Raw genomic sequence first — 25775 nt, forward strand, 5'->3', positions numbered from 1 at the left:
CATTTCATAAATGCCCCGGAAAGCCCCGAAGAGTGGCTCGCCATCAGCAATCCGGCCAAGCATAGCGCTCGACTGGACTCATTCGAAAAATTGTTGCCAAGTATCTTTTACAGCAGGTCTTTTATCAACAATTCAGCCACCTGCACAGCATTGAGCGCAGCGCCTTTACGCACGTTATCTGACGTCAGCCACAAATTAAGTTCCGACGGGTCGTCGATTCCGGCGCGAACCCGACCAACGTAGACCACGTCCTGCCCTACTGCATCGCCTACTGCCGTCGGGTAATCGCCGGCTTCCACCAGTTCGATACCCGGTGCGTCTTCCAGCGCCGCGTTGACTTTCGCCAGGTCCACAGCGCTCGCTGACTGCAAGGTCACGCTAAAGCTATCGCCAAAAAACACCGGGGCTTGAATGCAAGTGACAGAAATCTTTAATAAAGGCAGCGCCATGACCTGACGCAGCTCACGCACCAGGCGTTTTTCCAGCAGCGTATGACCCTGCTCATCAGGCTTGCCGACCTGAGCCAACAGGTTGAAAGCCATCTGCCGATCAAAGAAAGTCGGCTCCAGCGGACGCACATTGAGAAGCTCGGCGGTCTGCCGGGCCAGCTCGGTCACGGCTTCTCGGCCCTGGGCGGAAACGGCCAGACAGGCGGTCAGGTTGATGCGTTGCAGGTCGAGCAAACCGAGCAGCGGCGCCAGCACCACGGCCAGCGTGGTGGCCGACGGGCTTGGGCTGCTGACCTGGAACGGTTTTTTCAAACCGGCCAAGACGTCGGCGTTGGCTTCCGGCACCACTTGCGGCGCCTGATTGGCCGGCAGAGCGCCGGACAGGTCGATCAGCGAACAACCGGCAGCGGTCGCGCGCGAGGCAAAACTCAGGGTCACTGCCGGACCGGCAGCGAAAAACACCAGCTGAACCTTGCTGAAATCGAACTCGTCGACTTCACGCACCCGCACGTTCTTGCCGCGAAACGGCACCGAATGCCCGGCGGATTCGCTACTGGCCAGCAAATGGAGGTTGCCGACCGGGAAGTCGCGTTCTTCGAGAATCTGCACGAGCGTTTCGCCGACAGTACCGGTGGCGCCGATCACGGCAATATCAAAGGACTGGCTCATGGTTCTACCTCTGGCGAAACGGGGGGAGCGGCACTTTACCGGGTGGGTGGCGCGCAGGCAATTCGGCTGGGGTTTTGTGGTGTATGCGCCGGCTTCTTCGCGGGCAAGCCTCGCTTCTACGGGTTGTGTGTCGGTCGCGAAATCTTGAAACAACCGCGATACCTGAAGGAGCGAGGCTTGCCCGCGAAGAGGCCCTTCCTGACGACATACCTTCCCAAAAAAAACCCGCACCTCTTTCAAGGCGCGGGTTCTTTGATTACTTCAATCGATCAGCGCTCAAGCAGGATCCGCAGCATGCGACGCAGCGGTTCGGCCGCGCCCCACAGCAGTTGGTCGCCGACGGTAAACGCGCCGACGTACTGCGTGCCCATGTTCAGCTTGCGCAGACGGCCAACCGGCACGTTCAGGGTGCCGGTGACTTTCGTCGGGCTCAGTTCCTGAATGCTGGCTTCGCGATTGTTCGGCACCAGTTTGACCCAAGGGTTGTGCTGGCTGATCAGCCCTTCGATGTCGGCGATCGGCACGTCTTTGTTCAGCTTGATGGTCAGCGCCTGGCTGTGGCAGCGCATGGCGCCGATGCGCACGCAGATGCCATCCACCGGGATCGGGCTCTTGAAGCGACCGAGGATCTTGTTGGTCTCGGCCTGGGCCTTCCATTCTTCGCGGCTCTGACCGTTCGGCAGCTCCTTGTCGATCCACGGGATCAGGCTGCCGGCCAGCGGAACGCCGAAGTTTTCGGTCGGGTACGCGTCGCTGCGCATGGCTTCGGCCACACGGCGGTCGATGTCGAGGATGGCGCTGGCCGGGTCGGCCAGTTGATCGGCGACAGCGGCGTGGGTCGCGCCCATTTGCTTGATCAGTTCACGCATGTTCTGCGCGCCGGCACCGGAGGCCGCCTGATAAGTCATGGCGCTCATCCACTCGACCAGACCGGCTTCGAACAGGCCGCCCAGGCCCATCAGCATCAGGCTGACGGTGCAGTTGCCGCCGATGTAGTTCTTGGTGCCCGCGTCGAGCTGCTGGTCGATGACCTTGCGGTTCACCGGGTCCAGCACGATCACCGCGTCATCCTGCATGCGCAGGCTGGAAGCAGCGTCGATCCAGTAACCCTGCCAGCCGGCTTCGCGCAGCTTCGGGAATACTTCGCTGGTGTAGTCGCCACCCTGGCAGGTCAGAATCACGTCGAGGGTTTTCAGCTCTTCAATGCTGTAAGCGTCCTTGAGCGGAGCAATGTCCTTGCCCACGGACGGGCCTTGGCCACCGACATTGGAAGTGGTGAAAAACACCGGCTCAATAAGATCGAAATCCTGCTCTTCCAGCATCCGCTGCATGAGCACGGAACCGACCATACCGCGCCAACCGATCAGACCTACACGTTTCATCGCAACTACACCTTCTTTAAAAAGTGGGCCGCTGCTTTCAAGAGTGAAAGTGGCAGCGGGCCCGAGAGATTACAGATTCCGCAGCGCGGCGACTACTGCGTCGCCCATTTCCTGCGTACCGACTTTAGTGCAACCGGCCGACCAGATGTCGCCCGTGCGCAGCCCCTGATCCAATACCAGACTGACGGCTTTCTCGATGGCATCGGCCGCGTCCTGCAGATTGAAGCTGTAACGCAGCATCATCGACACCGACAGAATGGTCGCCAACGGGTTGGCAATGCCTTTGCCAGCGATGTCTGGCGCCGAACCGTGGCAAGGCTCGTACATACCCTTGTTGTTGGTATCCAGGGATGCCGAAGGCAGCATGCCGATGGAACCGGTGAGCATCGATGCCTGGTCAGACAGAATGTCGCCGAACATGTTTTCGGTAACGATCACGTCGAATTGCTTCGGCGCACGCACCAGCTGCATGGCGGCGTTGTCGACGTACATGTGGCTCAGTTCGACTTCCGGGTAATCCTTGCCCACTTGCTCGACGATTTCGCGCCACAGTTGGCTCGAAGCCAGCACGTTGGCCTTGTCCACCGAGCACAGCTTTTTGCCGCGCACCATGGCCATGTCGAAACCGACACGGGCGATGCGGCGGATTTCGCTTTCGCTGTACGGCAGCGTGTCGTAAGCCTGACGCTCGCCGTTTTCCAGGGTGCGGGTACCGCGTGGCGCACCGAAATAGATGCCGCCGGTCAGTTCACGGACGATCAGGATGTCCAGGCCCGAAACGATTTCAGGCTTCAGGCTCGATGCCTCGGCCAGTTGCGGGTAGAGGATCGCCGGGCGCAGGTTGCCAAACAGGCCCAGTTGCGCACGAATCTTCAGCAGGCCGCGCTCAGGGCGGATGTCACGCTCGATGGTGTCCCATTTCGGGCCGCCCACGGCGCCCAGCAGCACAGCGTCGGCTGCGCGCGCACGGTCGAGGGTTTCGTCGGCCAATGGCACGCCGTGCTTGTCGATGGCGGCGCCGCCGATCAGGTCGTGGCTCAGCTCGAAGCCCAGGCTGTACTTGTCGTTGGCCAGCTCCAGCACCTTGACCGCTTCGGCCATGATTTCCGGGCCAATACCATCACCTGGGAGAATCAGAATCTGCTTGCTCATGCTTTCCTCATGTCATCAGTCGGTGCACCCTTGAGCACACCCGGAAAAATTCTATCGTTCGGCCATCAGCACCAGCACATCGGTACTGAACGAACCATCGGCCTCAATCTCAAAATATTCGCGCACTTCATTGCCCATCGACTGCTGCAACTCGCGGATCGCCGCGCGCATCACTTCTGGCGTGCGCATGCGTTCGACCCAGGAGTTGTACTCCAGCCGCAACCGTTGACGCGTAGTGCTACGGGTATGCAACCCCGCTTCGCTGACCTGACGCAACCACTCGCCGGCGGAATAATCGCGCACATGGCTGGTGTCGCGCAGCACTTCGACGCTTTGCAGGTAAGTGTCAAACAACGGACTGCCCGGTGACAACACGTCGATGAACGCCGCCACCCCACCCGGCTTCAGTACCCGCCGGACTTCGCGCAGGGCCAGGCCGAGGTCGCTCCAATGGTGCGCCGAGTAACGACTGAAGACGAAGTCGAACTCACCATCGGCAAACGGCAGGCGCTCGGCGGCACCGTTGACCGTGGTCACATTGCTCAAACCACGGTCCACAGCGGCGACGGTAACCACGTCGAGCATCTGCTGGGACAAATCGTAGGCCACCACTTCCTTGACCAGCGACGCCACGTGAAAACTGACGTGACCAGCGCCACACCCCAGGTCCAGCACCCGAGCATCGCCCTGCCCGGCCAGTTCGGCCTGTAGCAGCGCAAATTCGGTGCCTTGAGCGTGTACGGCGCTGCTCAGATAGGCCGAGGCCTGTTCACCGAATTGCTTTTGGACTACCTGGTTGTGCTGGGCGGTGCGGGTCATGGGGGACTTCCTTTTGGGGTTTAGCCTTGTGTTGTCTGGGCGGGCCTCTTCGCGGGCGAGCCTCGCTCCTACAGGGAGACGTATTTCAGCCGTAGGAGCGAGGCTTGCCCGCGAAGGCGTCATCACGCCTTGCGCAAACTTACGCGTCGCGAAACAACCAAGGCTGGCTCGCCCGGTGCTTGGCTTCAAACGTCGCAATCGCTTCATGGTCCATCAACGTCAGACCGATATCGTCCAGACCGTTGAGCAGGCAATGCTTACGGAAGGCGTCAATTTCAAAGCTCAACACCTTGCCATCCGGACGGGTAACGGTCTGGGCCTGCAAATCGACCTGCAACTGATAACCCGGGGTCACTTCCACCTGCTGGAACAGCTCATCCACTTCAGCGTCGCTCAAGATGATCGGCAGCAAGCCGTTCTTGAAGCTGTTGTTGAAGAAGATGTCGGCGTAGCTCGGCGCGATGATGCTGCGGAAACCGTATTCCTCCAGCGCCCACGGCGCATGTTCACGACTGGAACCGCAACCGAAGTTTTCGCGGGCCAGCAACACGCTGGCGCCTTGATAACGCTCAGCGTTGAGGACGAAGTCCTTGTTCAACGGGCGCTTGGAGTTGTCCTGATAAGGCTGCCCGACATCCAGGTAGCGCCACTCATCGAACAGGTTTGGGCCGAAACCCGTGCGCTTGATCGACTTCAAGAATTGCTTCGGGATGATCTGGTCGGTGTCGACGTTGGCACGATCCAGAGGCGCGACAAGACCAGTGTGCTGGGTAAAAGCTTTCATGCTGCGCTCCTTTAGATCAATTCACGGACGTCGACGAAACGACCATTCACCGCGGCGGCGGCGGCCATGGCCGGGCTCACGAGGTGGGTACGGCCACCGGCGCCCTGACGGCCTTCGAAATTGCGGTTGGAGGTCGAGGCGCAATGCTCGCCCGACTCCAAACGGTCCGGGTTCATCGCCAGGCACATCGAGCAACCCGGCTCACGCCATTCGAAACCGGCGTCGAGGAAAATCTTGTCCAGGCCTTCCGATTCAGCCTGGGCCTTCACCAGACCCGAGCCCGGCACCACGATGGCCTGCTTGATGGTCGAAGCGACTTTGCGACCTTTGGCGATCACGGCGGCAGCACGCAAATCTTCGATCCGCGAGTTGGTGCAGGAACCGATGAACACGCGGTCCAGCTGAATGTCGGTAATTGCCTGATTGGCAGTCAAACCCATGTATTTCAAGGCGCGTTCGATGGAGCCGCGCTTGACCAGGTCCATTTCCTTCGCAGGGTCCGGCACGTTCTGATCCACGGCCAACACCATCTCGGGCGAAGTGCCCCAGCTGACTTGTGGCTTGATCTGGGTGGCATCGAGCTCGACGACGGTGTCGAACGTGGCGTCTTCATCAGTCACCAGGTCTTTCCACGCTTCGACGGCCAAGTCCCATTCCGCGCCTTTCGGAGCGAATGGACGGCCCTTCACGTAGGCGACGGTTTTTTCGTCAGCGGCGACCAGTCCTACGCGAGCCCCAGCCTCGATGGACATGTTGCAAATGGTCATGCGGCCTTCGACCGACAGATCACGAATCGCACTACCGGCGAACTCGATGGCATGGCCGTTACCGCCGGCAGTGCCGATCTTGCCAATGACCGCGAGAACGATGTCCTTGGCGGTCACGCCGAACGGCAATTTCCCTTCGACCGACACCCGCATATTCTTCATTTTCTTGGCGACCAGGCACTGGGTGGCGAGCACGTGCTCGACCTCGGACGTGCCGATACCGTGAGCCAACGCGCCAAACGCGCCGTGGGTCGAGGTGTGGGAGTCGCCGCAGACCACGGTCATGCCCGGCAAGGTTGCGCCCTGTTCCGGGCCGATGACGTGGACGATGCCTTGGCGCACGTCGTTCATCTTGAACTCGACGATGCCGTATTCGTCACAGTTGTCATCGAGGGTCTGGACCTGCAAACGCGAGACCTGGTCGGCAATGGCTTCGATGCCGCCCTTGCGTTCCGGGGTGGTCGGTACGTTGTGGTCCGGGGTCGCGATGTTGGCATCGATGCGCCAAGGCTTGCGCCCGGCCAGACGCAGGCCTTCAAAGGCTTGCGGCGAGGTCACTTCGTGAATGATGTGACGATCGATGTAGATCAAGGCAGAGCCATCGTCGCGCTGCTTGACCAAATGCGAATCCCAGAGCTTGTCGTAGAGCGTTTTGCCGGCCATCAGACGGTTTCCTCATCAGCTTGTTTCTATGCCCCGGGCCGTTTGTATAACCCTTTGGCTTGTGAGGTCGATCCTAGGGGGTTACATTAAATAACTCAAATTCATATTTTTCATGCTTTGGATAACCAACTGGAATACCGAAATGGACCTGGCCAATCTCAATGCTTTCATCGCCATTGCCGAGACCGGAAGCTTCTCCGGCGCGGGAGAACGGCTGCACCTGACGCAACCGGCGATCAGCAAGCGCATCGCCGGGCTGGAGCAGCAATTGAAGGTGCGGCTTTTCGATCGACTGGGTCGTGAAGTCGGCCTGACCGAGGCCGGTCGCGCCCTGTTGCCGCGGGCCTACCAGATTCTCAATGTGCTGGACGACACCCGCCGCGCCCTGACCAACCTGACCGGCGAAGTGACCGGGCGCCTGACACTGGCCACCAGTCACCACATTGGCTTGCACCGCTTACCGCCCTTATTAAGGGAGTTCACCCGACGCTACCCACAAGTGGCGCTGGATATTCAGTTTCTCGATTCGGAAGTGGCCTACGAGGAAATCCTCCATGGCCGCGCGGAACTGGCGGTGATCACCCTCGCCCCGGAACCTCATACCTTGGTCAAAGCCACGCCGGTGTGGGACGACCCCCTGGATTTCGTGGTCGCCCCGGAGCATTCGCTGATCAGCAACGGCCCAGTCAGCCTGGCGGACATTGCCCTGCATCCGGCGGTGTTTCCCGGCGGCAACACGTTCACTCATCACATTGTCCAGCGCCTGTTCGAGGCTCAGGGACTGACGCCAAACATCGCCATGAGCACCAATTATCTGGAAACCATCAAGATGATGGTCTCGATCGGCCTGGCCTGGAGCGTTTTGCCGCGAACGATGCTCGACGATCAAGTTGCGCGAATACCTTTGCCGGGCATACAACTGACTCGCCAGCTAGGCTATATCCTGCACACCGAACGGACGCTGTCGAATGCGGCACGGGCCTTCATGGCCTTGCTGGATGCACAAATCGATCTGCCAGGGATTCAAGGCTAACGTGTGCTACTGCCATAGAGCCGCGAACCCCTGCGCCTAACGCCCAATTCAGCCCAAGGCCTGCCAATGCCGAAATCTGTTGACCGTATTCCGCCGATGCCACGTATACAGGCGCTTGACCCGAAACGGTCCGAGCAGAGCTGGGAAAGCGCACCACAGTTGTTGGCCGCCCTCAACGGCGCGCGCCTGGGCGCCTGGTATTGGGACATCGAGCGCGGACAGATCAGTTGGTCGCGGGGCACCCAGGCGTTGTTCGGCTTCGATCCCCGACAGCCGTTGCCGACCGATCTGGAATACCTCGACTTGCTGCCTCCGGAGGATCGGGCAAAAACCATTCGCGCCTTTCATGCCGTGATCGCCGGCGCCCCGCTGGAGCAGGCGATGCACCACCGCATCCGCTGGCCCGACGGCAGCCTGCACTGGCTGGAGATCAACGGCAGCTTGCTGCCGGACAAAGACGGTCGGCCACGGATGATTGGGGTCATTCGCGAAATCACCCATCAGCGCCAGCGCGAACAGGCCCTGAGCAGCTCGGAAAAACGCTTTGCCACGCTGTTTCACCTGTGCCCGAACATGGTGCTGCTGACCCGCCAGGAAGATGGCCTGATTACCGAAGCCAATCAGTATTTCGAAAGCCTCTTCGGCTGGCCGGTGCAGGACGCCATTGGCCGAACCACCGTCGAACTGGGCCTCTGGGTGCACCCGGAACAACGGGACGTGCTGGTCAAGGCGACCAAGGCCAAGGGCGAACTGACCAGCATGGAGGTGCAGTTTCGCGCCAGCAATGGCCAGATCCACGACGGCATCCTCAGCGCACAGAAAGTCGAACTCGAAGGCCAGCCCTACCTGCTGAGCACTTTCCTCGATACCACGGAACGCAAGGCCGCCGAACTCGCGCTGAAAGACAGCCAGGAACGCCTCGACCTGGCCCTGGATTCGGCGCAACTCGGCACCTGGGACTGGCACATTCCCAGCGGCATGCTGTACGGCTCGGCGCGGGCCGCGCAGTTGCACGGGCTGGAGGCCATACCCTTCCATGAGTCCTTCGACGCGTTTTTCGAAGGTGTGCCCGACGAAGAACGCGGCAGCATGCGCGACGCTTATCGCAGCCTGCGCGAAGGACCGGCCGGCAATTATCAGCTGACTTATCGCGTGCAGTTGCCGGACGGCAGTTCACGCTACCTGGAAAGTCGTGCCCGCCTCTACCGCGATGAAAACGGCGCACCGCTGCGCATGGCCGGCACCTTGCTGGACATCACCGATCAAGTGGAGCGCGAACAACGGCTGGTGGCCTCCGAAGAGAAATTCGCCACGCTGTTTCAAGTCAGCCCGGACCCGATCTGCGTCACGCGCCAGGACACCGGCCAGTTCATCGAGATCAACTCCAGCTTTACCCAGACCTTCGGCTGGAGCGCCGCCGAAGTGATTGACCGCAGGGCCGACGAAATCGGCCTGTGGGACGCGTCAGCGAAAAGCCTGCAACGAATTGAACAAGTCATCCGTGAACAGGGGCTGAACAATGTCGCGATCATCGCCCAACACAAAGACGGGCAAGCCCTGACCTGCGTGATTTCCAGCCGGCAGATCAGCGTGGGCGACCAGCCGTGCATCGTCACGACCCTGCGCGACATTACCCAGCAACAGCGTTCCGAAGCGGCACTCAAGGCCAGCGAAGAGAAGTTTGCCAAGGCGTTTCACTCAAGCCCGGACGCGATCACCATCACCGAACGCGATACCGGGCGCTACCTGGAGGTCAACGATGGTTTTTGTCGCCTGACCGGTTACCGCGCCGACGAAGTGGTCGGCCGCACGGTGTATCAAGTCGGCATCTGGGCAGAAGAGAAACAGCGCTCGGCGCTGCTGGCCGAGTTGCAGCTTAAGGGTCGTGTGCATCACCAGGAAATGCTGGGCCGCAACAAGCGCGGCGAACTGCTGACCGTCGAAGTCTCGGTGGAGCCAATCACCCTCAACGAAACCGCATGCCTGTTGCTGACTGGCCGAGACGTCAGCCTGTTGAAAAATGCCGAAGCGCAGATTCGCCATCTGGCCTACCACGACCCGCTGACCAACCTTCCGAACCGCGCCCTGTTGATGGATCGCCTGAGCCAGCAGATCGCCCTGCTCAAGCGCCACAACCTGCGCGGTGCGCTGCTGTTCCTGGACCTCGATCATTTCAAGCACATCAACGATTCCCTGGGTCACCCGGTGGGCGACACGGTGCTGAAAATCATCACGGCTCGGCTTGAAGCCAGCGTGCGCATGGAAGACACCGTGGCACGCCTGGGTGGCGATGAATTTGTGGTGCTGCTCAGCGGCCTTGAGGGCTCGCGCAATGAAGTCAGCGCCCAGGTTCGGGAGTTGGCGGACACGTTGCGTGAACTGTTGTCGGAGCCGATGTTCCTCGACGGCCAGCGCCTGCAAGTAACACCGAGCATCGGCATCGCGCTGATCCCCGACCACGGCTCGACCCCGACCGACCTGCTCAAACGTGCCGACATTGCGCTTTACCGCGCCAAGGACTCGGGCCGCAACATGGCGCAGATGTATCACAACACCATGCAGAAGGCTGCCAGTGAACGCCTGCGCATGGAAACCGACTTGCGCCTGGCCCTTTCCCGGGGCGAGTTTCATGTGCATTACCAACCCCAGGTCGACGCTCGGGGCAACCGTATTGTCGGCGCCGAAGCGCTGGTGCGCTGGGACCACCCGGAACTCGGCCCGCAATCGCCCACCGAATTCATCAAGGTGCTGGAGGACAGCGGGCTGATTCTGGAAGTGGGCACGTGGATCATCGACGAAGCCTGTGGGGCCTTCAAAAAGCTGGTTGCCAAAGGCCTGGTGAACCCGCTCAGCTTCAGCCTGTGCGTGAACATCAGCCCGAGGCAATTTCGTCAAAACGACTTCGTCGAACGCATCGAATACAGCCTCAGCAGCCACGGCCTGCCCTGCTCGTTGCTGAAACTGGAAATCACCGAAGGGATCGTCATCCAGAACCTGGAAGACACCATCAACAAAATGCGCCGCCTGAAAAAACTCGGCGTGAGCTTTGCAATGGACGACTTCGGCACTGGCTACTCCTCGCTGACCTACCTCAAGCGCCTGCCGGTCGACACGCTGAAAATCGATCAGTCGTTCATCCGCGATGCCACCACCGACCCCAACGACGCCGAAATCATCCGCGCCATCGTGGCCATGGCCCGCAGCCTGGAACTGAAAGTGATCGCCGAAGGGGTGGAAACGGCGGAGCAGCTGGAATTTTTGCAGGGGCTGGGGTGCCATTTTTATCAGGGGTATTTGCACAGTCGGCCGCTGCCGGTGGAGGAGTTCCAGAAACTCCTCAAATAACGGGTACAAAAAAGGGCGCCGAATGGCGCCCTTCTCATTGCTCTGACTCGTTACTGCAGAGCGGGTTTTTGCGTCCCGTTGATCGGGATGCGTTTGGCTTTTGCCTCTTCCGGTATCACCCGCAACAGGTCGATGCTCAACAAACCGTTGCTCAGGCCGGCAGCCTTGATTTCGATATGGTCCGCCAGACGGAAGGACAGTTTGAAGGCGCGCTGAGCGATGCCTTGGTACAGATAGGTGACGTCTTCATTCGCGTCACGCTTGCCACCACTGATGGTCAGCACCCCTTTTTCCACTTGCAGATCCAGGTCTTCTTCCTGGAACCCGGCGGCCGCCACGACGATGCGGTATTGGTCATCACCATGCTTTTCAACGTTGTAAGGTGGGTAGGTGCTGCCTGGCTCGTTGCGCAGGGCGGTTTCGAACAAGTCATTGAAGCGGTCGAAGCCCACCGAGGAACGGAACAGGGGCGCCATCGAAAATGCAGTACTCATGATTCAAATCTCCTGAAAACAGATCAGCAAGTTTTTTTGTCTCCGCGACCCGAATTCGGCATCGCGTAATCCCTAGATAGGGATCGCCGATTGCTTTTCAAGAGATTATTTTCAGATTTTTTTGCGTTTTTTTCAGGCCGCTTCCGACACCTGGAGCCCCAACAAACGCGAGACTTGATCCAGTTCGGTCTCTCGACGCAACACGGTAAACAGCTCCACCGCCTCAGGATAATTGCGGGTCAACATCGCCAGCCATTGCTTCAAACGACCCGGCGACTGGCGGGCAGTCATCTGCGCCTTGGCTTGCAGCCAGAAGTCCTGGATCAGTGGCAGCAACTCGGCCCACGTCATCTCGACCACTTCTTCACCGGCCCGCGCCGCCGCGATCTGCCGGGCCAGGTCCGGACGCGACACCAGGCCGCGACCGAGCATGATGTCTTCCACGCCGCTGATTTCGCGGCAACGGCGCCAATCTTCAACGCTCCAGATGTCGCCATTGGCGAACACTGGAACCTTGACCACGTCCTGCACGCGGGGGATCCATTCCCAATGCGCAGGCGGCTTGTAACCGTCGGTTTTGGTCCGCGCGTGCACCACGATGTGCGCCGCGCCGCCTTCGGCCAGCGCTGTTGCGCAGACCAGCGAACCGTCCGGGCTGTCGAAGCCCAGGCGCATTTTCGCGGTGACCGGAATGTGCGCCGGCACAGCGCGGCGGACGTGTTCAACGATTTGGTTGAGCAGTTCAGGTTCTTTCAGCAGGACGGCGCCGCCCCGGGACTTGTTGACGGTCTTGGCCGGGCAGCCGAAGTTCAGGTCGATCACCTCGGAACCCAGCTCGCAGGCCAGCGCGGCGTTTTCAGCCAGACACACCGGATCGGAACCGAGCAACTGCACCCGCAGCGGCACGCCGGACGCGGTGCGGGCGCCGGTCAATAATTCCGGGCCGAACTTGTGGTAATAGGCGGGCGTGAGCAGTTGATCGTTGATCCGAATAAACTCGGTCACGCACCAGTCGATACCGCCCACTCGGGTCAGCACGTCCCGCAGGATGTTGTCGACCAACCCCTCCATGGGCGCCAAAGCAATTTGCATGAAAAACACACTCAACGAAAAACGTGCGGCAGTTTACTGGATTCTCTGTCGAAAGACTTGCATCTGCCTCTGTGGCGAGGGAGCTTGCTCCCGTTAGAGTGCGTGGCACTCTCCATTGCAAGGGACCGCTTCGCGCTCCAGCGGGAGCAAGCTCCCTCGCCACAGGATCGCGTCAACCTGGAACTTGCAACGCCGGGCCGTAGCCTTCGATGAACTCGGCCGGCATGCGCTTGGGCTTGCCGGTGGACAGTTCGATGCAGACGAAAGTGGTTTGCGCGCGCAGCAACGTGGTGTTATCGCTGGGGCGCTTCAACTGGAAGTGGCGGGTCATTTTCAGGCGCTGATCCCAATCGACAATCCAGGTCGCCAATTGCAACTCATCGCCCTCATAGGCGGCGGCCAGGTAATCGATCTCGTGCCGCACCACCGCCATCGCCCGATCCAGCCGACGATACTCGACCAGGTCCAGCCCCAGCCGCTGCGAGTGACGCCAGGCGCAGCGTTCGAGCCAGGTCACGTACACCGCGTTGTTCGCGTGCCCCAGCCCGTCGATGTCCTCGGCGCCGACTTCCAGATCAATGATAAATGGCGTTGCCCGATCCCAGCCCATGCCCCACTCCCGGTCAGATGATGTCGACCGGGGCAGTGTAACGGATGCTCAGGCCGATTGGCGCGATTGCAGGCTGCGGCCAGCCAGCAGTGATAACACGCCATCAATCACCCGAGGATCGGCCAGCACGCGTTGATGCCCGCCCTCCTCCAGGCGTAACAGCCGGCTGTCGAACCACGCCTCATTGATCAACTGGGACTCCTTGACCGGAACAAAACAATCATCTTCGGCGTGGACGATCAGCCCCGGCATGTCGAGCTGATAGTGCGCAACATCCAGCGTTGCAGCGCGCATGCCGACGTCTTTCTCGACCTGGCGAATAAACGCCGAACGCGCTTTGGGCGGCAGCCGCACGTAACGGGCAAAACCGCGCAACACCCCGAGAATCCGCGCCGGTGCGGCGATGGTGACCAGGGTTTCGGTGCGCAAACCCAACTGCACGGCGAGCATCGCACTGGCGCCGCCCATGGAGTGGCCAATGACGGCTCGCAGCGGCGGCAACTCGGCGGCCGCTTCGAGCATGGCCCGGGCAAACAGCACCACGTTGGCTTCACTGCCCGGTGAGCGACCATGAGCAGGACCGTCGAGCGCTACGACGGTGTAGCCAGCATCGACCAGCGCCGTGATGAGACTCGCAAATTGTGTCGGCCGCCCTTCCCAACCGTGCATCAGCAACACGGCCGGACCTTGCCCCCAGCGCAGCGCCGAGAGACCGAAACGCAAGGTGATCCGTTCGGATTTCGCCAGCAGCGGCAATTCCCAGTCACGCGGCGGAAGCTCTCGCGGCGTCATGAACGCCAGTCGCATTTTGCTCGCGACCAGTTTCGGTGCAAACCAGCCCAAGGTGCCATTAACGCCACGAACCCACTTCAACGTGCTCATCGCTCTCACTCCTCAGGCCAATGCCTTCAGGTCATAGCACCGCCGACTTGGCGGCGCGCAGCAATCGATCGGACAACTCTCCTGGCCCCAGCGCCCTAGCCAGAGCCAGACCCCCGACCATCAAGGCCATGTCGGCCAGGGCTTTGTCGGTGTCTTCCGGGCTGGCCGCCAACTGCGCGACCATCATTTCCACATGCTCATTCAGCGCCACGCGAAACGCGTCCGGCAGGCGACCCAACTCACCGACAGACGCCGGGATCGGGCACGCGGAATCCGAGGAATCACGGTGTTTGCGCGACAGGTAAAACGCAGCCACCAACGCGCGACGCTCTTCGCCGGTCAATTCGGCGTCCATGTCAGCGATCAAGCCACGGCGGTGACCGAGCAGTTGCTTGAATGCTTCCAGCATCATGGCGTCCTTGCTTTCGAAGTGCGCATAGAAGCCGCCAACCGTCAGGCCGGCTGCGCCCATCACTTCGCCCACGCTCGGTTCGGCCGGGCCGCGCTGAATCAGCGCTGCGCTGGCGGCCTTGAGAATGCGTTCGCGGGTTTGAGCTTTTTTATCGTTCATCGTTGCCTCCGAATATTACGACTAGAATATTATTCTCATAATAATTTTCCGCAAGTCGTGGATGTGACCGCTGGTCTGAAGAACAGTTTGAAAGAAATGGGGGATTTGGCCAAACGCCAGACAAACAAAAGGGCCATTCAATAATTGAATGACCCTTATAAAATCCCGCAGAGCGGGTAATCGTGGCGTCCCCTAGGGGACTCGAACCCCTGTTACCGCCGTGAAAGGGCGGTGTCCTAGGCCACTAGACGAAGGGGACGCAAAACCTTCTATACAACTGATCAGTGCTGAGAGCTGATCGATTCAAGGCCGGTGTGGCCAGACCTTGAACTGTAAAATTGGTGGAGCTAAGCGGGATCGAACCGCTGACCTCCTGCATGCCATGCAGGCGCTCTCCCAGCTGAGCTATAGCCCCGGATTTTTCGCCTCGCGGCGGAGCGACATCTTGCAACATCGCTTCTGTAAAACTGGCGTCCCCTAGGGGACTCGAACCCCTGTTACCGCCGTGAAAGGGCGGTGTCCTAGGCCACTAGACGAAGGGGACGCAAACCCTTCTATACAACAGATCAACGCTGAGTGTTGATCGCTTCAAGGCCGGTGTGGCCAGACCTTGAAGTGTAAATTGGTGGAGCTAGACGGGATCGAACCGTCGACCTCTTGCATGCCATGCAAGCGCTCTCCCAGCTGAGCTATAGCCCCTCATCGCTGAGGACGGGGCGAATCTTAATGGCGCTTCGGAAAGCTGTCAAACTTATTTTTAACAATTTTCAAAATTTTTTGTCGCCATAACAATCACTTACCGCCCTCCCCCCGGAAAAACGGGGGCGGCGCCGAAGATCACGATCAAATGATCGCCACCTCCGGCAGCCCCTACGAGGTCAAACGTCCTCAGGCGATGTTGCCCAGGAGTTTTTCCCACTCCTTGTTTTCCTTCTTCGACACGCCGCCCAGCAGGTCGATGGCCTGGCGCAGACGGAAACGGGTCAGGTCCGGGCCAAGGATTTCCATCGCATCAAGCACCGACACCGAACTGGCCTGGCCAGTGATCGCGGCGAACATCAGCGGCATGGCGTCACGCAGCTTCAGCTCCAGGGATTCGACCACCGCCTGAATCGTCGCGGTGATGCTGTCCTTCTCCCACTGACGCAGGCTTTCCAGCTTCCACAGAATCAGCTGCATCAACTGACGAACCTGGTCGCCCGAGAGCTTCTTCGATTCGAACAGCTTGGCATCCGGGTTCACACCACCGGCGAAGAAGAAACCGGCCAGCGGTGCAACCTGACTGAAGGTCTCGACGCGCCCCTGCACGTGCGGCGCGATCTTCATCATGTATTCCGGGTTCAGCGCCCAGGTTTGCAGGCGCGAAGCGAACTCTTCCACCGGCAAGTCACGCAGCCATTGGCCGTTGAGCCACGACAGCTTCTCGATGTCGAAAATCGGTCCGCCGAGGGATACGCGGCTCAGGTCGAAATTGTCGACCATTTCCTGCAGCGAGAATTTTTCGCGCTCGTCCGGCATCGACCAGCCCATGCGGCCGAGGTAGTTGAGCATCGCTTCCGGCATGAAGCCCATGCGCTCGTAGAACGTCACCGAGGTCGGGTTCTTGCGCTTGGACAGCTTGCTCTTGTCCGGGTTACGCAACAGCGGCATGTAGCACAGCTCCGGTTGTTCCCAGCCGAAGTATTCATAAAGCAGGATCAGCTTCGGCGCCGATGGCAGCCACTCTTCACCGCGCAGAACGTGGGTAATGCCCATCAAGTGGTCGTCGACCACGTTGGCCAGGAAGTACGTCGGCAGGCCGTCAGTCTTCATCAACACTTGCATGTCCATGCGATCCCACGGGATCTCGACGTCGCCACGCAGCATGTCCGGTACCACGCAAACGCCTTCGCTCGGCACTTTCATGCGGATCACATGAGGCTCGCCAGCGGCCAGGCGCCGGGCGACTTCTTCTTTCGAGAGCAACAGCGCACGGCCGTCGTAACGCGGGGTTTCGCCACGGGCCATTTGTTCGGCGCGCATCTGGTCCAGCTCTTCGGCGGTGCAGAAGCACGGGAAGGCATGGCCCATCTCGACCAACTGCTGGCAGTACTTCTGATAGATGTCGCCGCGTTCGCTTTGACGATACGGACCGTGCGGGCCGCCAACGTCCGGACCTTCGCTCCAGTCGATGCCCAACCAGCGCAAGGCGTCGAAAATCTGCTGTTCGGACTCCCGGGTCGAGCGCAACTGGTCGGTGTCTTCGATCCGCAGGATGAACTCACCGCCATGCTGCTTGGCAAAGCAGTAGTTGAACAAAGCGATGTAAGCGGTACCTACGTGGGGGTCCCCGGTAGGCGATGGCGCGATGCGCGTGCGGACGGTGGTCATGGCAAGTCTCGAAATGAAGATAAAACAAAGGGCGAATGGTAACAGGCGATACCCGCCCGGCTCCAGTCAGCAGGGCATTTAAGCCAAGGTTGCGTCTACAACGGGCCTGAGCCGCGATGAATGACGGATTATCAGCCGATGGCATTTACCCACTATCGACTGTATGCAAGATTCACCTGCTGATAACTTTCCTTACAATTTCTCGACTACAGTCTGCCCCATGCCTGCCCAACTCAAGCGACGCCTGTTTATTTTCCTGCTGATCGTCCTGCTGATTGCCGGGGCTTCTTCGCCCAATGGTTCTTCAAGGGGCGGTTTTATGAAAGCACCGACAACGCCTATGTCCAGGGCGAGATCACCCGTGTCTCAAGCCAATTGGGCGCGCGCATCGATCAGGTGCTGGTGCAGGACAATCAGCACGTTGAGAAAGGCCAGTTGCTGATCAAGCTCGAAGGCGATGACTTCCACCTCGCCGTCGACCGCGCCAATGCCACCCTCGCTACCCGACAAGCCGAACGTTTGCAGGCGCAAAGCAAACTGACCCAGCAAGCCAGCCTGATCGCCGCCAGCGAGGCGCAAGTCGCCTCCAGCCAGGCCAGCCTTGGGCGTTCGCAGATCGACTTGTCCCGCGCGCAAACCCTGCGCAAACCCGGTTATGTGTCGGAAGAACGAGTGACCACCCTCTCCGCCGACAACCACATCGCCCGTTCGCAAGTGACCAAGGCCCAGGCCGACGCACAAAGCCAACGCCAGCAAGTCAATTCTCTGAGCGCCGAGATCAAGCGCCTCGACGCGATGATCGCCAACGCCAAAACCGACCTCGCCCAGGCCGAACTGAACCTGACCCGCAGCGAAATCCACGCGCCGATCAGCGGCCTGATCGGCCAACGCGCGGCTCGACAAGGCCAATACGTGCAAGCCGGCGCCTATCTTTTGTCGATCGTCCCGGACCAGGACATCTGGATTCAGGCCAACTTCAAGGAAACCCAGATCGGCCACATGCAGCCCGGCCAGAAAGCCACGCTGACCTTCGACGCCTACAGCGACACACCGATAGACGCACGGGTCGACAGCCTGTTCGCCGCCTCGGGCGCACAGTTCAGCCTGTTGCCGCCGGACAATGCCACGGGCAATTTCACCAAAGTCGTACAACGGATCCCGGTAAAACTGACGTTCGCTTCGGACAATCCGCTGCACGGCAAGATTCGCCCGGGGATGTCGGTCACCGCCAAAGTGAACATCAAAGACGCCCCTGACGATGGCCGGTGATCAACTGATCCGCCCGGCCGGCGAACCGACCCGGCGGGACTGGATTGCGGTGATGAGCGTGATGCTCGGCGCCTTCATGGCCGTGCTGGATATCCAGATCACCAACTCGTCGCTCAAGGACATTCAGGGCGCGCTGTCGGCCACCCTGGAAGAAGGCTCGTGGATTTCCACGTCCTATCTGGTGGCGGAAATCATCATGATCCCGCTGACCGCGTGGCTGGTGCAGCTGCTGTCGGCGCGACGCCTGGCAGTCTGGGTGTCATTGGGATTTCTCGCCGCCTCGCTGCTTTGCTCCATGGCCTGGAGCCTGGAGAGCATGATCATCTTTCGGGCGTTACAGGGCTTCACCGGCGGCGCCCTGATTCCGCTGGCATTCACCCTCACGCTGATCAAACTCCCGGAACACCACCGCGCCAAAGGCATGGCCATGTTCGCCATGACCGCGACGTTCGCGCCCTCCATTGGCCCAACCCTTGGCGGCTGGCTGACCGAAAACTGGGGCTGGGAGTACATTTTCTACATCAACATACCGCCCGGCCTGATCATGATCGCCGGTCTGATGTACGGCCTTGAGAAGAAAGAGGCGCACTGGGAACTGCTCAAAAGCACCGACTACATGGGCATCCTCACGCTTGGCGTCGGCCTCGGCTGTTTGCAGGTGTTTCTGGAAGAAGGCCATCGCAAGGACTGGCTCGAGTCGAACCTGATCGTGACCCTGGGCAGCATCGCGCTGGTGAGCCTGATCACTTTTGTAATCGTGCAGTTTTCCAAGCCCAATCCGCTGATCAACCTCGGCATTCTGGGTAATCGAAACTTCGGTTTGTCGAGTATTTCCAGCCTAGGAATGGGCGTCGGCTTGTACGGCTCGATTTTCCTGTTACCGCTGTACCTGGCGCAGATCCAGAACTACAACGCCCTGCAGATCGGCGAAGTGATCATGTGGATGGGCGTGCCGCAGCTGTTTCTGATTCCACTGGTGCCCAAGCTGATGAAATACGTGTCGCCCAAATGGCTGTGCGCAATAGGCTTCGGGCTGTTCGGGTTGGCGAGCTTTTCGTCGGGGGTGCTGAACCCGGACTTTGCCGGGCCGCAGTTCAATCAGATCCAGATCATCCGGGCGCTGGGCCAGCCGCTGATCATGGTGACCATCTCGCTGATCGCCACCGCTTACATCCTGCCGCAGGACGCGGGGTCGGCGTCGAGCCTGTTCAATATCCTGCGCAACCTCGGCGGCGCGATTGGCATCGCCCTCCTCGCGACCTTGCTGGACGCGCGAACCAAGACCTACTTTGATTACTTGCGTGAATCCATCGTGCCGAGCAATCCGCAAGTGGCGGAGCGAATGGCGTCGATGACGAACCGGTTTGGCAGTGAGACGGCAGCGCTGGGCAAGCTGAGCGAGATTGCGCATCAGCAGGCGTCGATCATGGCGTACAACGATGCGTTTCACTTTGTCGGGATTGCGCTGGGGATCAGCATGATTGCGGTGTTGTTGACCAAAGCGTTGCCGGTGGGGCTCAAGGCTGGCGAGGCGCACTAACCCCGATTGCGGTGGTGACCTTTCGGACGCCTTCGCGGGCGAGCCTCGCTCCTACAAGGTTTGTGGCGCGCCAGCGAGATGTGAACGGCACAAAATCAGAAGGCGCGAGGCTCGTCCGCGAAGGCGCATGCACATTCACCGCAAATCTCAGACAGTAATCAATCGATCCCGCAGCTTGCCAATCTCATCGCGCATCTGCGCCGCCGCTTCAAACTCCAGATCCCGCGCCAACGCGTACATCTTCTCTTCCAAGGCTTTGATGCGCTTGGCGATCTCGCCCGGCGAGCGCAATTCGGCTTCGTACTTGGCGCTTTCCTCGGCGGCCTTGGCCATGCCTTTGCGCTTCTTGCTGCGCGACCCCGGCACGGTGGCGCCTTCCATGATGTCGGCCACGTCCTTGAACACACCCTTCGGCGTGATGCCATTGGCGAGGTTGAAGGCGATCTGCTTGTCGCGACGCCGTTCGGTCTCGCCGATCGCCCGCTCCATGGAACCGGTGATGCGATCCGCATACAGAATCGCCCGGCCATTGAGGTTACGCGCGGCCCGGCCGATGGTCTGGATCAACGAACGCTCGGAACGCAGGAAACCCTCCTTGTCTGCATCGAGAATCGCCACCAGCGACACTTCCGGCATGTCCAGGCCTTCACGCAGCAGGTTGATCCCCACCAGCACATCGAACGTGCCCAGACGCAGATCGCGGATGATTTCGACCCGCTCCACGGTGTCGATGTCCGAGTGCAGGTAACGCACCCGCACGCCATGGTCGGCCAGGTAATCGGTCAAGTCTTCAGACATGCGCTTGGTCAGCGTAGTCACCAGCACCCGCTCTTCCAGCGCCACACGTTTACCGATTTCCGAGAGCAAGTCGTCAACCTGGGTCAACGCCGGGCGGATTTCGATCTGCGGGTCCACCAGGCCAGTTGGGCGAACCAGTTGCTCGACCACGCGACCGGCGTGTTCCGCTTCGTAATTGCCCGGCGTGGCCGAGACGAAAATCGTCTGCGGGCTGATGCTTTCAAATTCGTCGAAACGCATCGGCCGGTTATCCAGCGCTGACGGCAAGCGGAAGCCGTATTCCACCAGCGTCTCTTTACGGGAACGGTCGCCCTTATACATGGCGCCGACCTGCGGCACGCTGACGTGGGATTCGTCGATCACCAGCAAGGCGTCGGCCGGCAGGTAGTCGAAGAGAGTCGGTGGCGCCTGGCCGGATTCACGGCCCGACAGGTAGCGCGAGTAGTTTTCGATACCGTTGCAGTAACCCAGTTCGAGGATCATCTCCAGGTCGAAACGGGTGCGCTGCTCCAGGCGCTGGGCTTCCACCAGTTTGTTGTTGGTTCGCAGGTAATCCAGGCGCTCCTGCAATTCGACCTTGATCCCTTCGACGGCACCCAGCAGGGTTTCCCGTGGCGTCACGTAGTGGCTTTTCGGGTAGAAAGTGAATCGCGGCAACTTGCGGATTACTTCGCCGGTCAGCGGATCGAAAGCCGACAGGCTCTCGACTTCGTCATCGAACAGCTCGATGCGGATCGCTTCGAAGTCGGATTCCGCCGGGTGGATATCGATCACATCGCCGCGCACCCGGAAGGTCGCCCGGGCGAACTCCATGTCATTGCGGGTGTATTGCAAGTCTGCCAGGCGACGCAGCAACGCACGTTGATCGAGCTTGTCGCCGCGATCCACGTGCAGCACCATTTTCAAATAGGTTTCCGGACTGCCCAAACCATAGATGCACGACACCGTGGTGACGATGATCGCGTCCTTGCGTTCCAGCAGCGCCTTGGTCGCGGACAGCCGCATCTGCTCGATGTGGTCGTTGATCGAGGCGTCTTTCTCGATGAAGGTGTCCGATGACGGCACATAGGCTTCTGGCTGGTAGTAGTCGTAGTAGGAAACGAAGTACTCGACGGCATTGTTCGGGAAGAACGCCTTGAACTCACCATACAACTGCGCGGCCAGGGTCTTGTTCGGCGCCAGCACCAAGGTCGGACGCTGTACCTGGGCGATCACGTTGGCGATGCTGAAGGTCTTGCCCGAGCCGGTCACACCAAGCAACGTCTGGTGCGCCAGCCCGGCTTCGATGCCCTCGACCATCAGGCGGATGGCTTCCGGCTGATCGCCGGCGGGCTCGAAGCGGGTGACTAGCTGGAATTCAGACATGTATACCTCTGATATCGCGCCAGCGCGGTCAAACCGGCAGCAACGAGAAAGACCGCAAACGACTCACGCCGCCCGAGGAAAAAACAGGATTGTGCTCAATGTGGAGCCGATTGCCTGCGCTTTCAAGGCAAACGTCCTACATCCCTTGAAGTCTTTGATGCCGGCATTCGACTAACGGTCGAAAAATAATCGAAAAAACTTACCTGAAAAGCTGATTCGTCTGTCGCCATCAATCGCAGATGGCCTCTATACTAGCTCCCCGTTTGTGCACCGCTCTAGTGCATTCGGCTGGAGCGCGACACGTCCCTCCACACTCCATTCAGAGCCGCCGCAAAAATGAGCCTGTTCTCCGCTGTCGAAATGGCACCACGCGATCCAATCCTGGGCCTCAACGAAGCATTCAACGCCGATACCCGTACCAACAAGGTCAACCTGGGAGTCGGTGTTTACTGCAACGAGGAGGGGAAAATTCCACTCCTGCGCGCCGTTGTCGAAGCCGAGACGATTCGCGTCGCTCAACACGCTTCCCGTGGTTACTTACCAATCGACGGTATCGCCGCCTACGACCAGGCAGTGCAGAAACTGCTGTTCGGCAATGACTCGCCACTGATCGCCGCTGGCCGCGTCATCACCACCCAGGCCGTTGGCGGCACGGGCGCCCTGAAAATCGGCGCCGACTTCCTCAAGCAACTGCTGCCGAACGCCGTCGTGGCGATCAGCGACCCGAGCTGGGAAAACCACCGCGCCCTGTTCGAAACCGCCGGTTTCCCGGTGCAGAACTACCGCTACTACGACGCCGCGACCCATGACGTTAATCGTACCGGCCTGCTTGAAGACCTGAACGCCTTGCCTTCCGGCTCGATCGTTGTGCTGCACGCCTGCTGCCACAACCCGACCGGCGTGGACCTGAGCCCGGCGGACTGGAAAAACGTCCTGGACGTGGTGAAAGCCAAAGGTCACGTGCCGTTCCTCGACATGGCCTACCAGGGTTTTGGCGATGGCATCGACGAAGACGCCGCTGCCGTGCGCCTGTTTGCTGAATCGGGCCTGACCTTCTTCGTCTCCAGCTCGTTCTCCAAATCCTTCTCGCTGTACGGCGAGCGCGTTGGCGCCCTGTCGATCGTCAGCGAATCGAAAGAAGAAAGCGCGCGCGTGCTGTCGCAAGTCAAACGCGTGATCCGCACCAACTACTCCAACCCGCCGACCCACGGTGCCAGCATCGTCGCCGCGGTCCTGAACAGCCCGAAACTACGCGCCCAGTGGGAAGAAGAACTGGCCGAAATGCGCCTGCGGATTCGTGGCATGCGCACCCAGATGGTCGACCTGCTGGCGAAAAACGCGCCACAGCGTGATTTCAGCTTCGTCGGTCGTCAGCGCGGCATGTTCTCCTACTCCGGCCTGACGGTTGAGCAAGTCACCCGCCTGCGCAGCGAGTTCGGCATCTACGCCCTGGACACCGGCCGCATCTGTGTGGCGGCGTTGAATCAGAGCAACATTGATGCAGTGACCAAGGCCATCGTTGCGGTGATCTGAGTCTCGCGCAGTACGGAAAACGGGAAGCCTTGGGGCTTCCCGTTTTTTATTCGTCGCAGATAAGTGTCAAAGCGCTATCGGCGCCCTCTAAACTCCACACAACGATGCACCTGCAGGATCGCCGCACCGCTCGCTCCTACAGGTTTTGTGTACACCTGAGAATTCTTACGAGAACCCACATGAAAAACGATGACCTACGCGCCGACCGTGACGAACTGGACCATTTTGTCCCTCGCACACCGGCCAAACGCGGTAACAACCTGGTGCTGCAAGTGGCCGCTGGCGTATTTCTCGGCGGCCTGGCCTTGTGGCTGGTGCAACTGGCCGCCACGATGCTGTACGCCAAGCTGATGCTCGCCACGGTCACCTTCGGCGGTTAAGCCAGTTCGGTCGCACGCTGACTGGCGGCATCGTCATAGGCGACGTAGAGCGATTCGGCGACCTGACTCTTGATCGCTTTGGCGCTTTCCAAACCGAGGACAAAGCCCTCAGCCTTGCCGCCCGCGCGGTTCAGATCGTCAGCGGTGCTGGCCTGAGTGATCGCATCAAACAGCTTCTCTGCATGCGGGCCGACACCTTTGGGCAGGCTGATCTGAGCGATGCTCATGCGAACACCCCGTTGTCTTGAGGGGTGAGGATTGGGTGATTCATGGCACGTACCTTTTCGGCGAATGGCCGGCAGCGCGTGTAACCACTTCCGGGCGGCCATGGTAGACCTCTGAGGCGATTCTGGTAACCGCCCACTGCCGATAAACCACCGTCCGTCTCCATGAATCCATCAAGTTGCTAACAGATGCTTGACTTCTCTTTCTGAATCAGTAACATACGCGCCATTCCGCGATAGCTCAGTTGGTAGAGCAAGTGACTGTTAATCACTGGGTCCCTGGTTCGAGTCCAGGTCGTGGAGCCAGACAAGGTTCCAGAGAAGGCTTTCAAAATCTCTGCTCCCCCCGAAAAACCCGCCTTATGGCGGGTTTTTTCGTTCTGGCGTTCTGTTGGACTCCGGAGGGGTACCAGCCATTTTAAAGGTAGAGTTTGGGATAAAGGTCAGTTCGATAAAAGGGAGTTCCCTTATGTCGCGCACTACTGCCCCACTCTCCGACGCCGCTTGCCGTTCGGCCAAGCCCACAGACCGCGCCTATAAGCTTTTCGACGGCGACAGCCTTTACCTCTAGTCCAACCCAATGGCCGCAACGGCTGGCGTCTCAGATACGTCAAACCTGATGGCCGGGAAGGACTGACCTCATTCGGCAACTACCCCATCGTTGGCCTCGGCTGCGCGCCGCAAGCGCTTGGAGGCCAAGCGAATGCTGGCGGATGGCATTGACCCTATAGGAGCCAAGAACCAAGCCAAGACGAACGCTCTGGTCAAAGGCGCACCTTTGAAAGCGTTGCCCTCGGCTGGCACACGGAAATGTCAGCCAAGTAGGCACCGGACTATTCCAAGACAGTGATGAGTCGCCTCAAAACTCACCTCTTCCCGCTGATCGGCGCTCGCGCCATTGTCGACCTTGATACCCACGATCTTATGCAGCCCCTGGAAGCGATTAAGAAGCGCGGAACGGTGGACATTGCTTTAAGGGTACAAAACTACCTGCGGAGCATCATGCGCGAGGCAAAGCGCCTCCGGCTTATCACCGTAAACCCTGCTTACGATCTCGTAGGCTCGATCAAAGCCTCGCGGGTCGTCCACCGTCCCGCTTTATCCTTATCGCGCCTGCCTGAATTGCAGGAACGGATCGCCACCTATAAAGGCCGCGCACTTACCCGGCTAACGGTCTTGCTGTCGCTGCACGTGTTTGTACGCTCCAGCGAGCTGCGCTTCGCGCGCTGGAGCGAGTTCGACCTCAAGCGCGGCGCCTGGGAAAAACCCGACACGCGACCAGCGTTAGAAGGTGTACCCTTTTCCACAAGGGGTACGAAGATGGCAAGCGATACCAAATCTTGGAAACCAATGTCCGAAAACACGGTGAACAGCGCGCTTCGGAAGATGGGGTACGACACCAAATCCGAGATCTGTGGGCATGGGTTTCGTTCGATGGCCTGCAGCGCACCGATCGAGTCAGGTTTGTGGACGGACACAGCCATCGAGCGGCAGATGAGCCACAAGGAACGCGGTAATCTCTGAAGGTGGGACAGCAGAAACAACTATTGCGCTGAGTTCACTGCACGCCAGGTAAAAATCGCT

General features: G+C 59.8%; 19 protein-coding genes, 5 tRNA genes and 2 pseudogenes. 8 read left to right on the top strand and 18 right to left on the bottom strand.

Features of this window, described 5'->3' with window-relative positions:
* Window positions 1-107: 107 nt before the first annotated feature.
* From HP062_RS09910 to leuC, 6 genes are all read right to left on the bottom strand, one after another.
* Window positions 108-1118, bottom strand: a complete 1011-nt coding sequence (locus tag HP062_RS09910) for an aspartate-semialdehyde dehydrogenase (protein ID WP_010456038.1) — start codon at window positions 1116-1118, stop codon at window positions 108-110.
* A 269-nt stretch (window positions 1119-1387) separates the two neighbouring features.
* The gene (gene asd, locus HP062_RS09915; RefSeq protein WP_054052925.1) at window positions 1388-2500 is read right to left on the bottom strand and encodes an aspartate-semialdehyde dehydrogenase; all 1113 of its coding nucleotides are present in this window, start codon (window positions 2498-2500) and stop codon (window positions 1388-1390) included.
* Window positions 2501-2569: 69 nt separating this feature from the next.
* Complete coding sequence (gene leuB / locus HP062_RS09920; RefSeq protein ID WP_154501291.1) at window positions 2570-3652, bottom strand: 3-isopropylmalate dehydrogenase; 1083 nt, start codon at window positions 3650-3652, stop codon at window positions 2570-2572.
* 51 nt (window positions 3653-3703) lie between these two features.
* Window positions 3704-4471 (bottom strand): class I SAM-dependent methyltransferase, encoded by a 768-nt coding sequence (locus HP062_RS09925; RefSeq protein ID WP_077750382.1) that lies wholly within the window; start codon window positions 4469-4471, stop codon window positions 3704-3706.
* A 139-nt stretch (window positions 4472-4610) separates the two neighbouring features.
* Complete coding sequence (gene leuD, locus HP062_RS09930) at window positions 4611-5255, bottom strand: 3-isopropylmalate dehydratase small subunit (protein WP_010456042.1); 645 nt, start codon at window positions 5253-5255, stop codon at window positions 4611-4613.
* An 11-nt stretch (window positions 5256-5266) separates the two neighbouring features.
* The gene (gene leuC / locus HP062_RS09935) at window positions 5267-6685 is read right to left on the bottom strand and encodes a 3-isopropylmalate dehydratase large subunit (RefSeq protein WP_010456043.1); all 1419 of its coding nucleotides are present in this window, start codon (window positions 6683-6685) and stop codon (window positions 5267-5269) included.
* Between the two features lie 142 nt (window positions 6686-6827).
* Between leuC and HP062_RS09940 the strand changes: the two genes are divergently transcribed.
* The gene (locus tag HP062_RS09940) at window positions 6828-7718 is read left to right on the top strand and encodes a LysR family transcriptional regulator (protein WP_010456044.1); all 891 of its coding nucleotides are present in this window, start codon (window positions 6828-6830) and stop codon (window positions 7716-7718) included.
* A 66-nt stretch (window positions 7719-7784) separates the two neighbouring features.
* A complete protein-coding gene (locus tag HP062_RS09945; RefSeq protein WP_077750381.1) occupies window positions 7785-11063 on the top strand; it encodes a PAS domain S-box protein in 3279 nt (1092 codons plus the stop codon).
* Window positions 11064-11113: 50 nt separating this feature from the next.
* Here HP062_RS09945 and HP062_RS09950 read toward each other — a convergent pair whose 3' ends face one another.
* The 10 genes from HP062_RS09950 to gltX all read right to left on the bottom strand — a co-directional run bounded on the left by HP062_RS09950 (window position 11114) and on the right by gltX (window position 17082).
* The gene (locus HP062_RS09950) at window positions 11114-11557 is read right to left on the bottom strand and encodes an Hsp20 family protein (RefSeq protein WP_010456046.1); all 444 of its coding nucleotides are present in this window, start codon (window positions 11555-11557) and stop codon (window positions 11114-11116) included.
* A 132-nt stretch (window positions 11558-11689) separates the two neighbouring features.
* A complete protein-coding gene (locus HP062_RS09955; protein ID WP_172791357.1) occupies window positions 11690-12649 on the bottom strand; it encodes a tRNA-dihydrouridine synthase in 960 nt (319 codons plus the stop codon).
* A 172-nt stretch (window positions 12650-12821) separates the two neighbouring features.
* A complete protein-coding gene (locus tag HP062_RS09960; RefSeq protein ID WP_010456048.1) occupies window positions 12822-13259 on the bottom strand; it encodes a thioesterase family protein in 438 nt (145 codons plus the stop codon).
* A 48-nt stretch (window positions 13260-13307) separates the two neighbouring features.
* Window positions 13308-14141, bottom strand: coding sequence for an alpha/beta fold hydrolase (locus HP062_RS09965; protein ID WP_010456049.1), 834 nt, complete (start codon window positions 14139-14141; stop codon window positions 13308-13310).
* Between the two features lie 31 nt (window positions 14142-14172).
* Complete coding sequence (locus tag HP062_RS09970; RefSeq protein WP_008151286.1) at window positions 14173-14712, bottom strand: TetR/AcrR family transcriptional regulator; 540 nt, start codon at window positions 14710-14712, stop codon at window positions 14173-14175.
* Window positions 14713-14895: 183 nt separating this feature from the next.
* A tRNA-Glu gene (locus HP062_RS09975) sits at window positions 14896-14971 on the bottom strand.
* Window positions 14972-15051: 80 nt separating this feature from the next.
* Window positions 15052-15127, bottom strand: a tRNA-Ala gene (locus tag HP062_RS09980).
* 53 nt (window positions 15128-15180) lie between these two features.
* A tRNA-Glu gene (locus HP062_RS09985) sits at window positions 15181-15256 on the bottom strand.
* Between the two features lie 79 nt (window positions 15257-15335).
* Window positions 15336-15411 (bottom strand) — tRNA-Ala (locus tag HP062_RS09990).
* 189 nt (window positions 15412-15600) lie between these two features.
* Complete coding sequence (gltX, locus tag HP062_RS09995) at window positions 15601-17082, bottom strand: glutamate--tRNA ligase (protein ID WP_008037650.1); 1482 nt, start codon at window positions 17080-17082, stop codon at window positions 15601-15603.
* A 220-nt stretch (window positions 17083-17302) separates the two neighbouring features.
* Between gltX and HP062_RS10000 the strand changes: the two are divergent.
* Both HP062_RS10000 and HP062_RS10005 read left to right on the top strand, forming a co-directional pair.
* Window positions 17303-18351 (top strand): annotated as a pseudogene (locus tag HP062_RS10000) (HlyD family secretion protein).
* 49 nt (window positions 18352-18400) lie between these two features.
* Window positions 18401-19891 (top strand): MDR family MFS transporter, encoded by a 1491-nt coding sequence (locus tag HP062_RS10005; RefSeq protein WP_172792564.1) that lies wholly within the window; start codon window positions 18401-18403, stop codon window positions 19889-19891.
* Window positions 19892-20038: 147 nt separating this feature from the next.
* On the opposite strand, the gene uvrB is transcribed toward HP062_RS10005, so the two are convergent.
* Window positions 20039-22054 carry an excinuclease ABC subunit UvrB gene (gene uvrB / locus HP062_RS10010; protein ID WP_010456056.1) on the bottom strand — a complete coding sequence of 672 codons (2016 nt, stop codon included), beginning with the start codon at window positions 22052-22054 and terminating at the stop codon, window positions 20039-20041.
* 336 nt (window positions 22055-22390) lie between these two features.
* Here uvrB and HP062_RS10015 point away from each other — a divergent pair, with 336 nt between their 5' ends.
* Window positions 22391-23587, top strand: a complete 1197-nt coding sequence (locus HP062_RS10015) for an amino acid aminotransferase (protein WP_010456058.1) — start codon at window positions 22391-22393, stop codon at window positions 23585-23587.
* Between the two features lie 179 nt (window positions 23588-23766).
* The gene (locus HP062_RS10020) at window positions 23767-23967 is read left to right on the top strand and encodes a hypothetical protein (RefSeq protein WP_010456060.1); all 201 of its coding nucleotides are present in this window, start codon (window positions 23767-23769) and stop codon (window positions 23965-23967) included.
* Here the strand turns inward: HP062_RS10020 and HP062_RS10025 are convergent.
* The gene (locus HP062_RS10025; protein ID WP_010456061.1) at window positions 23964-24194 is read right to left on the bottom strand and encodes a hypothetical protein; all 231 of its coding nucleotides are present in this window, start codon (window positions 24192-24194) and stop codon (window positions 23964-23966) included. The two genes, HP062_RS10020 and HP062_RS10025, sit on opposite strands and share 4 nt — an antisense overlap.
* A gap of 227 nt (window positions 24195-24421) precedes the next feature.
* On the opposite strand from HP062_RS10025, the gene HP062_RS10030 reads away from it, so the two are divergent.
* Window positions 24422-24497, top strand: a tRNA-Asn gene (locus HP062_RS10030).
* A gap of 163 nt (window positions 24498-24660) precedes the next feature.
* Window positions 24661-25712: pseudogene (locus tag HP062_RS10035) on the top strand (tyrosine-type recombinase/integrase); the annotation flags it as partial.
* Between the last annotated feature and the right edge of the window lie 63 nt (window positions 25713-25775).

Source organism: Pseudomonas sp. B14-6 (genome assembly GCF_013260315.1).
GTDB lineage: Bacteria > Pseudomonadota > Gammaproteobacteria > Pseudomonadales > Pseudomonadaceae > Aquipseudomonas > Aquipseudomonas mandelii.